Annotated in this window: 17 protein-coding genes; 2 read left to right on the top strand and 15 right to left on the bottom strand. The window is 41.2% G+C overall.

Features of this window, described 5'->3' with window-relative positions; genetic code table 11:
- The coding region (locus tag G587_RS25180; RefSeq protein WP_035786962.1) for a transposase at nt 1-165 on the top strand (165 nt) is incomplete at its 5' end.
- A gap of 415 nt (nt 166-580) precedes the next feature.
- On the opposite strand, the gene G587_RS0115800 is transcribed toward G587_RS25180, so the two are convergent.
- The 3 genes from G587_RS0115800 to G587_RS0115790 all read right to left on the bottom strand — a co-directional run bounded on the left by G587_RS0115800 (nt 581) and on the right by G587_RS0115790 (nt 2,403).
- On the bottom strand, nt 581-1,033 hold the full coding sequence (locus G587_RS0115800) for a PaaI family thioesterase (protein WP_026493048.1): 453 nt from the start codon (nt 1,031-1,033) through the stop codon (nt 581-583).
- Nucleotides 1,034-1,137: 104 nt separating this feature from the next.
- Nucleotides 1,138-1,260: a hypothetical protein gene (locus G587_RS26515; protein WP_256379324.1), complete on the bottom strand. Its 123-nt coding sequence runs from the start codon at nt 1,258-1,260 to the stop codon at nt 1,138-1,140.
- Nucleotides 1,261-1,272: 12 nt separating this feature from the next.
- Complete coding sequence (locus G587_RS0115790; RefSeq protein WP_026493047.1) at nt 1,273-2,403, bottom strand: AAA family ATPase; 1,131 nt, start codon at nt 2,401-2,403, stop codon at nt 1,273-1,275.
- Nucleotides 2,404-2,657: 254 nt separating this feature from the next.
- On the opposite strand from G587_RS0115790, the gene G587_RS0115785 reads away from it, so the two are divergent.
- Nucleotides 2,658-3,101, top strand: a complete 444-nt coding sequence (locus G587_RS0115785) for a hypothetical protein (RefSeq protein WP_026493046.1) — start codon at nt 2,658-2,660, stop codon at nt 3,099-3,101.
- Between the two features lie 83 nt (nt 3,102-3,184).
- Here the strand turns inward: G587_RS0115785 and G587_RS0115780 are convergent, their stop codons facing one another.
- The 12 genes from G587_RS0115780 to G587_RS0115725 all read right to left on the bottom strand — a co-directional run bounded on the left by G587_RS0115780 (nt 3,185) and on the right by G587_RS0115725 (nt 10,956).
- Nucleotides 3,185-3,877: a hypothetical protein gene (locus tag G587_RS0115780; protein ID WP_026493045.1), complete on the bottom strand. Its 693-nt coding sequence runs from the start codon at nt 3,875-3,877 to the stop codon at nt 3,185-3,187.
- 110 nt (nt 3,878-3,987) lie between these two features.
- Complete coding sequence (locus tag G587_RS0115775) at nt 3,988-4,848, bottom strand: AAA family ATPase (protein WP_026493044.1); 861 nt, start codon at nt 4,846-4,848, stop codon at nt 3,988-3,990.
- Entirely contained in the window at nt 4,845-5,741 is an 897-nt protein-coding gene (locus G587_RS0115770; RefSeq protein ID WP_026493043.1) for a J domain-containing protein, read from the bottom strand. The genes G587_RS0115775 and G587_RS0115770 overlap by 4 nt, the downstream gene beginning before the upstream one ends.
- 21 nt (nt 5,742-5,762) lie before the next feature.
- On the bottom strand, nt 5,763-6,440 hold the full coding sequence (locus G587_RS0115765) for a hypothetical protein (protein WP_026493042.1): 678 nt from the start codon (nt 6,438-6,440) through the stop codon (nt 5,763-5,765).
- A gap of 87 nt (nt 6,441-6,527) precedes the next feature.
- Nucleotides 6,528-6,746: a hypothetical protein gene (locus tag G587_RS0115760; RefSeq protein WP_026493041.1), complete on the bottom strand. Its 219-nt coding sequence runs from the start codon at nt 6,744-6,746 to the stop codon at nt 6,528-6,530.
- 93 nt (nt 6,747-6,839) lie between these two features.
- On the bottom strand, nt 6,840-7,586 hold the full coding sequence (gene yaaA / locus G587_RS0115755; RefSeq protein WP_026493040.1) for a peroxide stress protein YaaA: 747 nt from the start codon (nt 7,584-7,586) through the stop codon (nt 6,840-6,842).
- An 81-nt stretch (nt 7,587-7,667) separates the two neighbouring features.
- On the bottom strand, nt 7,668-8,405 hold the full coding sequence (locus G587_RS0115750; RefSeq protein ID WP_035787024.1) for an MmcQ/YjbR family DNA-binding protein: 738 nt from the start codon (nt 8,403-8,405) through the stop codon (nt 7,668-7,670).
- 313 nt (nt 8,406-8,718) lie between these two features.
- Nucleotides 8,719-8,940: a DUF2614 family zinc ribbon-containing protein gene (locus tag G587_RS0115745; RefSeq protein WP_026493038.1), complete on the bottom strand. Its 222-nt coding sequence runs from the start codon at nt 8,938-8,940 to the stop codon at nt 8,719-8,721.
- Between the two features lie 159 nt (nt 8,941-9,099).
- Nucleotides 9,100-10,104, bottom strand: a complete 1,005-nt coding sequence (locus tag G587_RS0115740; protein WP_026493037.1) for a DNA/RNA non-specific endonuclease — start codon at nt 10,102-10,104, stop codon at nt 9,100-9,102.
- 28 nt (nt 10,105-10,132) lie between these two features.
- On the bottom strand, nt 10,133-10,336 hold the full coding sequence (locus G587_RS0115735; RefSeq protein WP_026493036.1) for a hypothetical protein: 204 nt from the start codon (nt 10,334-10,336) through the stop codon (nt 10,133-10,135).
- A 38-nt stretch (nt 10,337-10,374) separates the two neighbouring features.
- The gene (locus G587_RS0115730; RefSeq protein ID WP_026493035.1) at nt 10,375-10,587 is read right to left on the bottom strand and encodes a hypothetical protein; all 213 of its coding nucleotides are present in this window, start codon (nt 10,585-10,587) and stop codon (nt 10,375-10,377) included.
- A gap of 27 nt (nt 10,588-10,614) precedes the next feature.
- Nucleotides 10,615-10,956: a hypothetical protein gene (locus G587_RS0115725; RefSeq protein ID WP_196812598.1), complete on the bottom strand. Its 342-nt coding sequence runs from the start codon at nt 10,954-10,956 to the stop codon at nt 10,615-10,617.
- Nucleotides 10,957-11,279: the final 323 nt, after the last annotated feature.

The raw sequence follows: 11,279 nt of genomic DNA, 5'->3' as shown, positions 1-11,279 counted from the left end.
AAGCAGTGTGCAGATACAATCCGTTTGAAACTGATCAAGATTGCCGTTAAGGTAGTCAGATCAGGTAGATATATTTATTTCAAGCTGTGTAGCAGCTGTCCTTACATATCTGAGTTCTATGAAACACTTACAAATATAAGCAGCTTAAATCCACAGTTGGAATAGCAACTATTGATGTACCTTGATAACTTAAAAGTCTGTATTTCTGATTCATAGGGACAGTCTACCCATTTTTAAGACTGATTCCCGCTTATTCTAGGCATCCATTTCAAAAAATCGGATTATGAGTCTGATTTCAGAGGTTTAAGTTGTCATGAATAATTCAGGTTAAATATTCTTTCGTGGAATATTTAAAAAATCGTTATAGTTATATACCTTGCAATTCACAAACCTTTCACATTCTACCCTATATCTTTTAGCTTCGCTTTAGGATAATACTCTAAACTTAGACCTATCAAGAGAAGCAAACCTCTTGAGAACCCCTCATAGAAACTTTTCTTCATAACACAAGCTGCCAGATTACTAATAACCTGGCAGCGCCCCTCTAAAATTCAGCTGCAGAAATGCAGCTTTTATATATTTAAAACTTCAAACTGTCTCCAAGTACCGGTACCTTGCTGGCAAAGAATGAAAATTCACCGCTATCAAGGAGATTTCCATTATCATCTGTAACTCTGATATCGAATACCAGGATATGCTTTCCTGTCTTGAGTTTCATGCATTCACAATATATGTACTCAGTATTAACTGCTGGCAATAAGAAATTCAGATTAGCCGAAACCGTTGTAACATAGTAACCGCTCATACTTCCTGTAGCACCTGCCATAACATCAACAAAGGAAAGCAGTGCTCCTCCATGAATACTTCCATATGTATTGTGAAGCCTTTCATCACACTTGATCCTTGATTTACTATAAGTAGGACTAAGTTCCATTACCTCGAATCCAATAAACTTGTTATACTCATTCGCGTAAAGTTCAGCGAGCATCTTCTCTCTGATTGCATTTTCTTTTTCTGTTCTTGCTTTTCTCATGTAACTGTATCCTCTAATTTATTTTTATGTAAAACAACAGGGAAGCCGTAGCTCCCCATTGCCAATTATATCACTATTTTATTTTGAAATGACAGACGATAACCTTACAAAAATCTATGCGAACCTACTAATATAAGCAAATGCTCGTCTACGAGAATACCAATGATCGCATTTTCCGCAGAGCCCTCGCAGATACATGCTTTATACTTGCTAAGTTTTAATTCCATTCGCAGCCTCCTTTATACATACGCTGCGATGCTTTTCTTTAGCTGCATGTATGCTTCATATGCAGGAGTAGTACCATCAAGAAGTCCACTCTGATAGGCTTCACTTCGCTTAATATCATTTCTGCTAAGGACTTCTGTCAATCTCTTCAGTTCAATTCCATCACGATTTCTTGTTATATAGATACTGTCATTCCTGTCATACTCATCAAGCAATTCCGGATAATGTGTTGAAAACACTAATACTGCACCATTTTTATTAAGCTTATTGTCCATAAAAAATCTGATAAGTGTAGCAACTATTTCTTTATTAAAATGGTTCTCTACCTCATCAATGACCATATATCCGCCAAGACGTAACACTTCCATTGCCTTGCTAAATGTTATGATGCCTTTTATGGTTCCAGAAGAAAGATAGTTCTCAAGTTCGCGAGCATTATTTAATACAATCTCATCCTGCCCCTTGAATACTAGACGAATAAGCTCCTTGCCATTTTGTCTCTCAAATGAAAGCTCTTTTACAGTCGGATCTAAAAAAGAGATTATCGACAGGGGAATCTCATCCGATATAGGCAACACATTTATATTCGTAAATGAAAGCATATCTTCAACAAGCATATGCTCTTTATTCTTCTTATTGTGCGCTATAACGATGCTTACGTCATCTGATAAAAACTCCTCATCCTGTTTACGAGTAGTCATAATCATTGAGTCATCAAACTCCAACATAGTCTTTCTTGACTTTACATCATTTACCGACTTTCTCATTAGTACTTCATCAGTAATTATGTATCTGTCATCCTTAAAGCTAATCTTTGTTTCAAGCTTATACAAACTGTCATTTGAAAAGAAGACTGTGCTTATCGCAACTTCTTCAGATTTGCCTAGAATATCCTTAACTCCAAGATGATTTATGGGTTCATTATTTAATAATCCAAGCACTAGTAGCACTACTTTAAGAACCGATGTCTTTCCAGACGCATTGATTCCGATAATTGCCTCTGTGGGATTCAGGTAAATATTATTGAACAACTGAATCAGAGATCCCTTATCATCATCTGATACCCTCTGAGTTACTGTAAAACCTATATTCAATTCATTTTTAAATAGCGGAAGTCCCTCTGCATGTATTCCTATAATCTTCATATAATCACCCCGAATTATTATTCTCGGATTTTGTGTTTTTAATCATCTAATAATTTGATTATATAGTCATTTTAGTGATTTATCAACGTGTTTTCCGTTTTTAATATTTTTGATTCGCATCTTAATGTTTTCACGTTCTTATTCTCTCGTTTTTTCGTTTTATAAATTACCCCACCATATCTTGCCATACAAGCGCTTCAGCTCCTCTCATTTTCAGAGTATTATCTATATTATAGTTGGGAGGAGAACTTATTATGTGGGATCAAATTTGGGATAAAATTTTCGATAATTCATGCGAAATTGTGCTGGTATTATTTCTGGCCTACCTTTTATGGCGCATGTCAGCAGACCTTATCGGCATGATCAATTATTATCGCGCAGATGTTTATACGGGCCAGGTGATCAAAAGTCTTGGAAGCGTTAAGGAAGCGACCTACATCTCGGGACATTCCCCATGTTATCAGACGTTTGAAAAATACGAGGTAGAATACAATTACAATGGTCAAATGCTCCGCGGGATTGTTCTATCGAACAAGAAAGATCTTCAGGCCGGGCAATATCTTGACGTTCATGCACTTACCCGCAATGGTGTTCCTGAGATTCAGACAGATAAATGCGGCGCGAAGCTCAGATTCTTTGCAATAATAATGCTTATCAGTGTTGCCGGAGCCACAGCTCTGGTTCTCTTTTTTGCATAAGAATCTGATTTGAGAAAATTAAAAAAGCTTCTATATCACCGATGTTCCGGGATATAGAAGCTTTTGTCTATTTTAAATCACTATTATTCAGTTATCTCTCCACCTGCTTCACGTAAATCGAACAGTGAAACAATTTTCAGATCCTTCTTCTCAGGATCAATATCTCTGAACCAGATGTTTCCGTTATCGATACATGCTCCCTGCCAGTTAGCCCACAGATCAGCGTTGTCCCATGCAGCAAGAGAAGTCATGCCTTCCTCGCTAAAGCCTGTGCTGTTAGCGTATGCAACAAACTCTTCCTTATTGTTGCAGAGGTTTTTGTCTTCCTCTGTGCCGATCGGATACTCGATCATGTCTCCGACTGTTTCCCAATCCTTTGCAAGTACGGCATCAACTACCTTCTGAGCAAAGCTCTCTACTTCCTCATTGCTGGCATCTGTGAATACGACATACTTGGCATCTGCATCGCCGCCCTCGGGTGCTGCAGCATCAGTACTGTCAGCTGTTGTATCCTCAGTAGCGTCTGTTGCCTCTGTAGCCACCCCATCCTCTGTAGTTGTTGTAGCCTCAGTAGCTGCTGCATCTTCCTCTGTAGCTGTGTCTGCTTCAGTTGTTGTCTCCTCTGTAGCTTCTGTAGCCTCAGGAGCAACTACATCTTCGTCAACTACTGTTGCTTCAGATGTTGTGTCAGCAGTGGTATCTGCTGCGCCTCCACAAGCTGTTCCTCCAACGCAAATCATAGCCATAACTAATAATGCCACAATTTTCCTCTTCATATCATGCCCTCCATATTCTGTAAAAATTTTAAAATACAAGTCGCCATGATAACATGAGAATAAGTCCATTTTGTGAACTGTCTGAAAAAAACATACAATTTAATAAAATCTTAAAAAAAATCTTCCCTATGCTTTTCAAAGAACTCGAAATAGGTCCTGACACCCTCCAGCTCTGTCCATTTCTTGATATCAACCGGGCTCTCATCCAGGTCATATATGAGCGCTCCCTTTAGCGATAACAAAAACGGCGAGTGGGTCGCAATTATAAACTGACAGCCAAAGAATCTGGCTGAATTCTGGAGAAATTCAAGGAGTTCAAGCTGTCTTTGCGGGGAAAGCGAGTTTTCAGGCTCGTCTAAGAGATACAGACCATTGTCCTTTATTTTCTCCGTAAAATACTGCAGTGCACTTTCTCCGTTGCTGTGCTCCACGATATTATTCCCAATAGACTCCCTGACGTACCTTGACTGTGTCTTGGAACGAGCGGCCACAACTTTTTTCAGCTGCTCATAATCATCCAGTGACTTCATCTGGAATTTGGAATGCCTGTTCTCGATCCACTCATCAAAGACCTGCTCTCTCTTCCTGTCAACGCCATCATTTAATGCCCTCAGATTCAGCATGAAATCAAACACGTCATCGCTGGTGATCATCCTGATCTCCTCAGGCTCCCCTTCATAGGTCATCTCATACTCGCACATTCCGATGTAATCGCCAAAGAAGGCGCTTTTGTTAAACAGTGTATCTCTCCCAGCCTTAAGTTTCTCCGCCATGAGATTCAAGGCCGTGCTTTTTCCCGAGCCATTATTTCCATATAAAATTGTTATTTCCGAAAAGGTCAATTCCCGAAGCAGATTCTCTGAGAACACTCCAAATGGATAAAAAGAGGCATAGCATGTTCTTCGTATATAGTTAACGAACTGCTCCTCAATCTCCACTCCCGGAAACCGAAAGGAGTCTATGTATCTCATTCCCTCTTCCTCCTTAACGCTTCGAGTATCTGCTCCTTATAGGATACCGGAATGTCCTTAAGATTCTTTGGAATCCTTAGCGCGATTCTTATCATGATGCTGTTCCTTTTTCTTCCCGTCTTAATGAGTCTCATCATCTGGGCTGTCACCTTCACCTCGGGCTCCTCCAGGAGCGGTAGCAGCACGTAATAAAGCGCATCATCGTCAAATGATATATCTCCAAGAAAAGTGCCTGTCACCGGATTCTGCGCCACTGCCCTGTTATCGGATAGGAAAATATCAACCGGTTCGCCTTCGTGGAACACTTCTACACTGCTCCTTGGATTTTCCTTGATATATCCTGAAAACTGGTACTCCTCCGTATCCTCTGTAGCACCGACAGGTTCACCCAGTTTTCTTGCTGCATCCGCCGGGAATATATACTCCTGCATCATAAGATGGAAGACTCTCATGAGGCTCTCTTTAGAAGGTGTCTCTCCCGCTCCTGATACGACATCCTTTGCAGCTTCAAGAACGCTTTTTGTGAAAAACGGAAAATCCTCAAGATCGGGATCCCAGATATATTTACCCTCAGCCACTTTTGACAGCGGGAGCTCTTCATCATCATAAATCCTGTACTGCACGTACACCGACCTGTCACTGAATGCGCCTTCATTAACCGCAGCTTCCCAATCCCAGGTATCTATCTCTTCTGCGCCGGGTTCCAGATTCTCCCTGACCGTCTTGTAGGCCTCGATGACCTTGGTTATCATCCCGTCATCCGAGGTTTCTCCCCTGTGCTTCTTAGCGTCCGGGTGGTGTAGGAAAAGAAGTCTTTTATACTTTTTCTTTATTGTGTTTTCATCGTCGCTCCTTGATGCACCAAGGATGCGGTAGGCTTCATTTATTTCCATAAGTACTCTTATTTTTCCTTGTTATTCCATCTTGCTCAAGATTCTTCCGATCTCCTCATCAGCGGTCAGGTCGTATACCATGCGGTAGCAGTCGAGCGCCTGCTGCCTGTCCCCGGCTTCATCTGCCTCCTGTGCAGCCCTATATAAAAGCGCCAGTGTGACCGGGTTTGCCTCTGTCGGGATGTCATTTTCCTTTAAAAGCTTTTGTATTTCACCAATGTCCTTATTGGACACCTTTTTCCCGGTGGCTTTTTCTAAAAACTGAAGCTCCGCGTCGGCCTGCTGAGACTCTCCAAAATATTTACTGTACAGATAGCATGCTGATGCGACCTCAGGTTTATATTTTTCCAGATAATACCAGCCAAGGTTCCTGTAATAGGCAGCAAGCTCCGCTCTGGTGCAGCAGTAATTATAGGACTCCGTCGTGTAGGAGTACTCACCTTCAATATCTCCAAGCTGCTTGCAGCACAGGATTATCCCAAGGACCGCTTCCATATCCACAGGATTCTCGAGATGGGCACTGATCCATTCCTGCTGCGCCTTCGCATAATCTCCCGCAGCAGTCAGTTCTTTCGCCCTTGCCTTATAGGGCGTCAGCGTGTCCTCATCCGTAATCTCATATTCATTATCGCCAAGGCAGTAGTATTCATATAAGAAAACCTCTGAAATGTGCCCAAGACATACTTTAATTCGTGCCATTTTTCCTCCGTAATTTTACCAAACATTCCTATTCTAAATCTCTTTACAGTATAAGAGCGGTACCTTTTCGTACCGCTCCGATGATTCTTATTTCTTAAATAATCCGCCCGCGAGATCCTTGATATCATTAAGATCAAGCTTTCCATCTGCTACAGCAGCCTGCACCTTCTTAATATCTGACTCGTCCACATCGATGTTTGCTTTCTTTAAAAGCTCCTTGGCCTGAGTCGGATCCGCCTTGGCTATCTGCGCCATTAACTCTTTGTTACCACTAATCTGTTTGAGAATTCCTGCTATGTCTGCCATTTTGCACCTCCTCCAACGATGTATGTAATTTCGATAAAAACATTATACTACTAATCGGGTGCGACAAACACTACAATGCTCATGACATCTATCTTATTTATTTTTCACAAATACGATCTCTGTGTCATCGGAAAGGTCGTCCCTATAAGCATATCCAAGTCTGTCGAACTTCCTGATATCTCCCGGGTCCTCGATCTGGTTCTCAGCCATGAAACGAACCATTTCTCCTCTGGCCATTTTGGCGTAGGTTCCCTTCGTTACCAGCTTGTCACCGGACATCTCACAGAAGTTAACGGTGATGTAGCGGTCGTCTTCCTTCAGATATTTCTCAATACATTTGGAATACTCCTTGGATGCAAGATTTATTATTACGCCGCTACCATCGCTTACTTCGTCATAAAGCCTCGCTCCCCACAGATCGTATAAATCCTTGCTTCCATCTATGCGAGCCTTGGCCTGCATCTCAAGCCTGTAGGGTGTGACCCCGTCCATTGGCTTTAGCACTCCATAAAAACCTGACAAGATTCTAAGATGTTCCTGAACATAATCAAAGCTGCTGTCCTCAAATACCGCGGGCGCCATATACTGAAACGCAATGCCTTCGTATGAAAGTATCGCAGGTGTCAGCCTTTTATGAAGATCCATCTTGGCTATACGCTCATAGTTCTGCTCCGCAATCTTATCATTGCAGCCCCAGAGCTTCTGCAGATCGACGTGCGACTGCTTTCTAAGCCAGTCCAGTATCTTCTCTGTCTGCTCCAGGAAAACCGGCAGCCCTTTATATTCAAGCTTGTCAGTATCAACATTCATTTTCTTTGCAGGTGAAAGGATTATTCTCATTGCAGCTCTCCCTACTTTTTATTCTTGAAATATGGTTTTTATTTTTGCAATATCTCTTTTTATTCTTGAAATGCTGTTTCGTTATTTTAGCGCCAAGCTAAGGCTGTTTGTTATTCCTCTTGGTCCTCTAATCGCAGTAATTCCATACTCATTCTTAAGAACTTCAAACGTAAACTTATCCGGTTTATATCTCTTTTGCAGCTGGATTTTCATCAGCGCCTTGATCGTAAGATTCTTATCCGAATAATCATAGGGAATATCCGTCTCGATAACCTTACACTTGTACATAACTGCTGACACCGGAGCTCCCACATACATGAAAACCGTATCTCCTTTGATTATGCCGGCTCCCTGCTTCCAGTCGATGATCTTTTCAGTATCAAAAGCATGCACTATATCATAGTACTTGGGATTTGCAGGGATTATCCATTCTTTGGGTTGCCTGAATTTCTTCTTTTGCCCTGCTGACGCGGTCATTTCAAAACTGGCATCAATCTGCCTGCATATTTCCTCAAACGAAACTGTTCCGTCCAGCACGATCGTGATCCAGTTGCGCTTATTCATATGATATCCCGGATAAAAACCTTCCTGCTGCAACAAAATATCCCGAAGCATCAGGTCATCAATTTTCACATCAATAATATCCACGCGCTCAGTACCGGGTCTCCCGATCTTATCGGAGTCCACATCCATCACAATTGCAAACCACTTCCGGTTATCGGAATGTCTGAAAACAGAGTAATTAGGATAACTTCTCCACAATTGTTCCGGATTCGAACCATATTTCTTTTGAATGTACTTCTCAACGTCTTTTCTCATCCCTACCCCCCTAGTCTCTCCAACAATTCTATGTTACGCTCCAGCATATTATAATCTAAATTGAGAAAAATAATTGTTTTAAGTTCGTTTTAGGTTCACCTGATAATATAAGTCCATCGGGAGGTGAAAACCTTCTGGAAATCGAAAGCAACACACTTTTCTTCATTTACTATACGCCCGGAGCTTACCCCAGTTCCGGGCAACTCCAAAAATAATGCCGCAGCATTGGTCTAATTGCCTTCAAAAGACCAACTACTGCGGCTTAATTATTGTCATTTATTGTATTTGGCTTACCCGTCCTTTTGTCCGGATATCAACCATCAATATGAATATTCTCAAAGCAATGTGTGCACTCAACATCATCCTGCATCACATCCACTGTTGTGTATTCATGGCAGTGAGGGCAGTTGATTTCCATCATCTGTGTCTTTGCTGCTTCCGCTGTCATATGTCCGTTTACACCGGCACCTGCTACAATTGCAACTGCTGCAATTACCATTGCTATTCTCTTTACAATCATGATCCCCTTTGCCATTTTCCACACCTCTCTCAAATCTATGTTTTTGTTTCGTTGTTATCTTTGTGATGAAGTAATCATATCAATCCTTCTATCACAGTTTTATCACTGCCTGTCATCCATTAGATATAACGAAAGAAAAGCGCCAAAATCTTCAAAGATTTTGACGCTTATTTTTCATGGTTTGCACCTTCCGCAGGGCTTAAATCCCTGCCCTATCACCTCGTCTCTGGTTGCATCCTCAAAATAGACTTTATTTTTCTCCTTCATATCTGAGACGCTATCGCAGTCGGGGTTATGGAATACATGGGAGTTTCTGTTGCCGATATAGGAATAAGTTTTTTCAGAAGATGATCTGGAGATGTTTTCTGTATTCTTTTTGGCATTCTTTTCTGTATTCGTTTCGGTTCCGTTCCCCACAAACTCATCCATAGAATAGGTGGTTAGACCATTTTGACTGCTGCTAGAATCCGCATTGTAATTCCTATCCAGCTTATTTGAACCATCAGTATAATCAATGATCACACCAGGCTGCACGTTGTAACAAAAGACATTGAAGCTAACACCTTTACCATTATCCTCAACAGACAATGCCTCGATCTTCACGCCATCACATAAGAGATTATTGCCATCAAACACAGGTGTAACTCTGTACATAACATGATTGCCGGTGCTTCTGATATATTCCGCAACCTCGTTCTCATAAGGCAGCATTCCTTCAACATTCATGTACCTGGTACCGGTTATGAGATTCTGCTCATTAGCATTCTCTCCTGTCAGTTGGAATCCGATCATATGGCATCTGTTATAGAGAAACGGAGGATCAGAATCAACCAGTCCCGGATATTTCTCCTGCTCCCAGCCTGTGGGCTTCACCATGCTTATGGACTCGCGGTCCTTAGTTGGCATGAGGTCCTTACCAATACACGCCATGGCGGGAGTGCATCTACCAAGCTCATCCAGCTCACCATAACTTTCATACGATACCTTTGTTATCTCACTTTTTGTAAACTCAGGCTTATTATCATTTATCGTGATCGCAGGACTACCGCTATATGAAGGTATCTCTCCGCCCACAGTTTTCCTATTGGCGTAGGCTCTGCCACTTGTGATACATGCACCAATGATGACAGCTACAAGTATAAATAACCATATGAAATTGTCCTTATTTGCCTTTCTCATAACCGGCTCCTACCCTTTTAAACTCCAATCAGATGTCATCCTCATCATCGTCAGCACCCATGGCCCAGAGCCATGCCTCTTTATCAGCACGATCTTTTTCCATCTCTTCCTGTCTGCGATAGAATTCCCTTTTCTCTGACCAGGACATATTCTTAGTCAGCTTCTCTATCTCTCTATCAGTTAATCTTACATCATGTTCATCATCATCAGAAAATAATCCAAATAATCCCATAGTAGACCTCCTTTTGTTACATCAACCCTAACCGGAAATCAAGCGTGTAAATTCTGTTTCCCAATCTCATCAAGGAGCTTCTGAGTTATCTCTTCTACCAGTACTGCACAAATAAGTATTGCTATTAGTATAATACTGATTATCCTTATTCCCAGCTTCTTTGATTTTTTGAGAACTGTCCCTTTATTCTTTTTTAGATACCTATAAGCCAATACGATAATTGTGATGAAAAAAATCAAAATACTTTCCATAACATCACACCTTTCATTTTGGACTTGTCAGTCGATATCTCCGTAATATCCGGGCATTGTATAGCCATCCTCACCTTCAGGAAGCCCTATTACATGAAGTTCATCTGATGAGTATACCCATCCTTTTCCTTGTGTTGTTCCTGATCCACCACTTTGTGTATTGCTCTCGCTACTTCTGGATTTGTGATTAGGTTTTCTTGTGCTATTTGGTCCATCCAATGCATCGATCGCATCCTGCGTCAGGTTACCTGCTGCCTCCAGCTCATCCAGAAGCTTCTGGTTATATTCTTCATTCATACGATCCATCTTCTGTCGCCATGTTTCTGCGTGAGCCGTTGTGCCAATTGTTCCAACAATAATTCCAACCATTAAAAAAGTTGAAAATGTAATCATAGTCTTTTTCATCATCATTACTACCTACCTTTCAATGAAAACGATAATTACATCCCCAACAATTCTTTTTTCATGTCTCCAACTCGTATTTAATTTGTTTTCTATGATTACACTTTACTCCTTTTGGTGTCCAATAATCACACCTGCACACACGAATATTATTAGAATTTGTCGACCTATTTGCAATGCATTTATTTCAAATACCTGTTGTTTTTTCAATATTTCTCGATATCAACAGGCCCAAAAGCCAAATTTAGCATGTTGAAATTCCATTTTTCATTATTCCAACAGTCTCCAAG

Origin of the sequence: Butyrivibrio sp. XPD2002, assembly GCF_000423945.1 — a bacterium.
Classification (GTDB): domain Bacteria; phylum Bacillota; class Clostridia; order Lachnospirales; family Lachnospiraceae; genus Butyrivibrio.
This window is presented reverse-complemented; position numbering and strand designations above follow the sequence as displayed.

Bases quoted from the DNA above. Each gene is read 5' to 3' on its own strand.
- G587_RS0115800 (WP_026493048.1), bottom strand. From the start codon at position 1,033: ATGAGAAAAGCAAGAACAGAAAAAGAAAATGCAATCAGAGAGAAGATG.
- G587_RS26515 (WP_256379324.1), bottom strand. From the start codon at position 1,260: ATGGAATTAAAACTTAGCAAGTATAAAGCATGTATCTGCGAGGGCTCT.
- G587_RS0115790 (WP_026493047.1), bottom strand. From the start codon at position 2,403: ATGAAGATTATAGGAATACATGCAGAGGGACTTCCGCTATTTAAAAAT.
- G587_RS0115785 (WP_026493046.1), top strand. From the start codon at position 2,658: ATGTGGGATCAAATTTGGGATAAAATTTTCGATAATTCATGCGAAATT.
- G587_RS0115780 (WP_026493045.1), bottom strand. From the start codon at position 3,877: ATGAAGAGGAAAATTGTGGCATTATTAGTTATGGCTATGATTTGCGTT.
- G587_RS0115775 (WP_026493044.1), bottom strand. From the start codon at position 4,848: ATGAGATACATAGACTCCTTTCGGTTTCCGGGAGTGGAGATTGAGGAG.
- G587_RS0115770 (WP_026493043.1), bottom strand. From the start codon at position 5,741: ATGGAAATAAATGAAGCCTACCGCATCCTTGGTGCATCAAGGAGCGAC.
- G587_RS0115765 (WP_026493042.1), bottom strand. From the start codon at position 6,440: ATGGCACGAATTAAAGTATGTCTTGGGCACATTTCAGAGGTTTTCTTA.
- G587_RS0115760 (WP_026493041.1), bottom strand. From the start codon at position 6,746: ATGGCAGACATAGCAGGAATTCTCAAACAGATTAGTGGTAACAAAGAG.
- yaaA (WP_026493040.1), bottom strand. From the start codon at position 7,586: ATGAGAATAATCCTTTCACCTGCAAAGAAAATGAATGTTGATACTGAC.
- G587_RS0115750 (WP_035787024.1), bottom strand. From the start codon at position 8,405: ATGAGAAAAGACGTTGAGAAGTACATTCAAAAGAAATATGGTTCGAAT.
- G587_RS0115745 (WP_026493038.1), bottom strand. From the start codon at position 8,940: ATGGCAAAGGGGATCATGATTGTAAAGAGAATAGCAATGGTAATTGCA.
- G587_RS0115740 (WP_026493037.1), bottom strand. From the start codon at position 10,104: ATGAGAAAGGCAAATAAGGACAATTTCATATGGTTATTTATACTTGTA.
- G587_RS0115735 (WP_026493036.1), bottom strand. From the start codon at position 10,336: ATGGGATTATTTGGATTATTTTCTGATGATGATGAACATGATGTAAGA.
- G587_RS0115730 (WP_026493035.1), bottom strand. From the start codon at position 10,587: ATGGAAAGTATTTTGATTTTTTTCATCACAATTATCGTATTGGCTTAT.
- G587_RS0115725 (WP_196812598.1), bottom strand. From the start codon at position 10,956: ATGGTTGGAATTATTGTTGGAACAATTGGCACAACGGCTCACGCAGAA.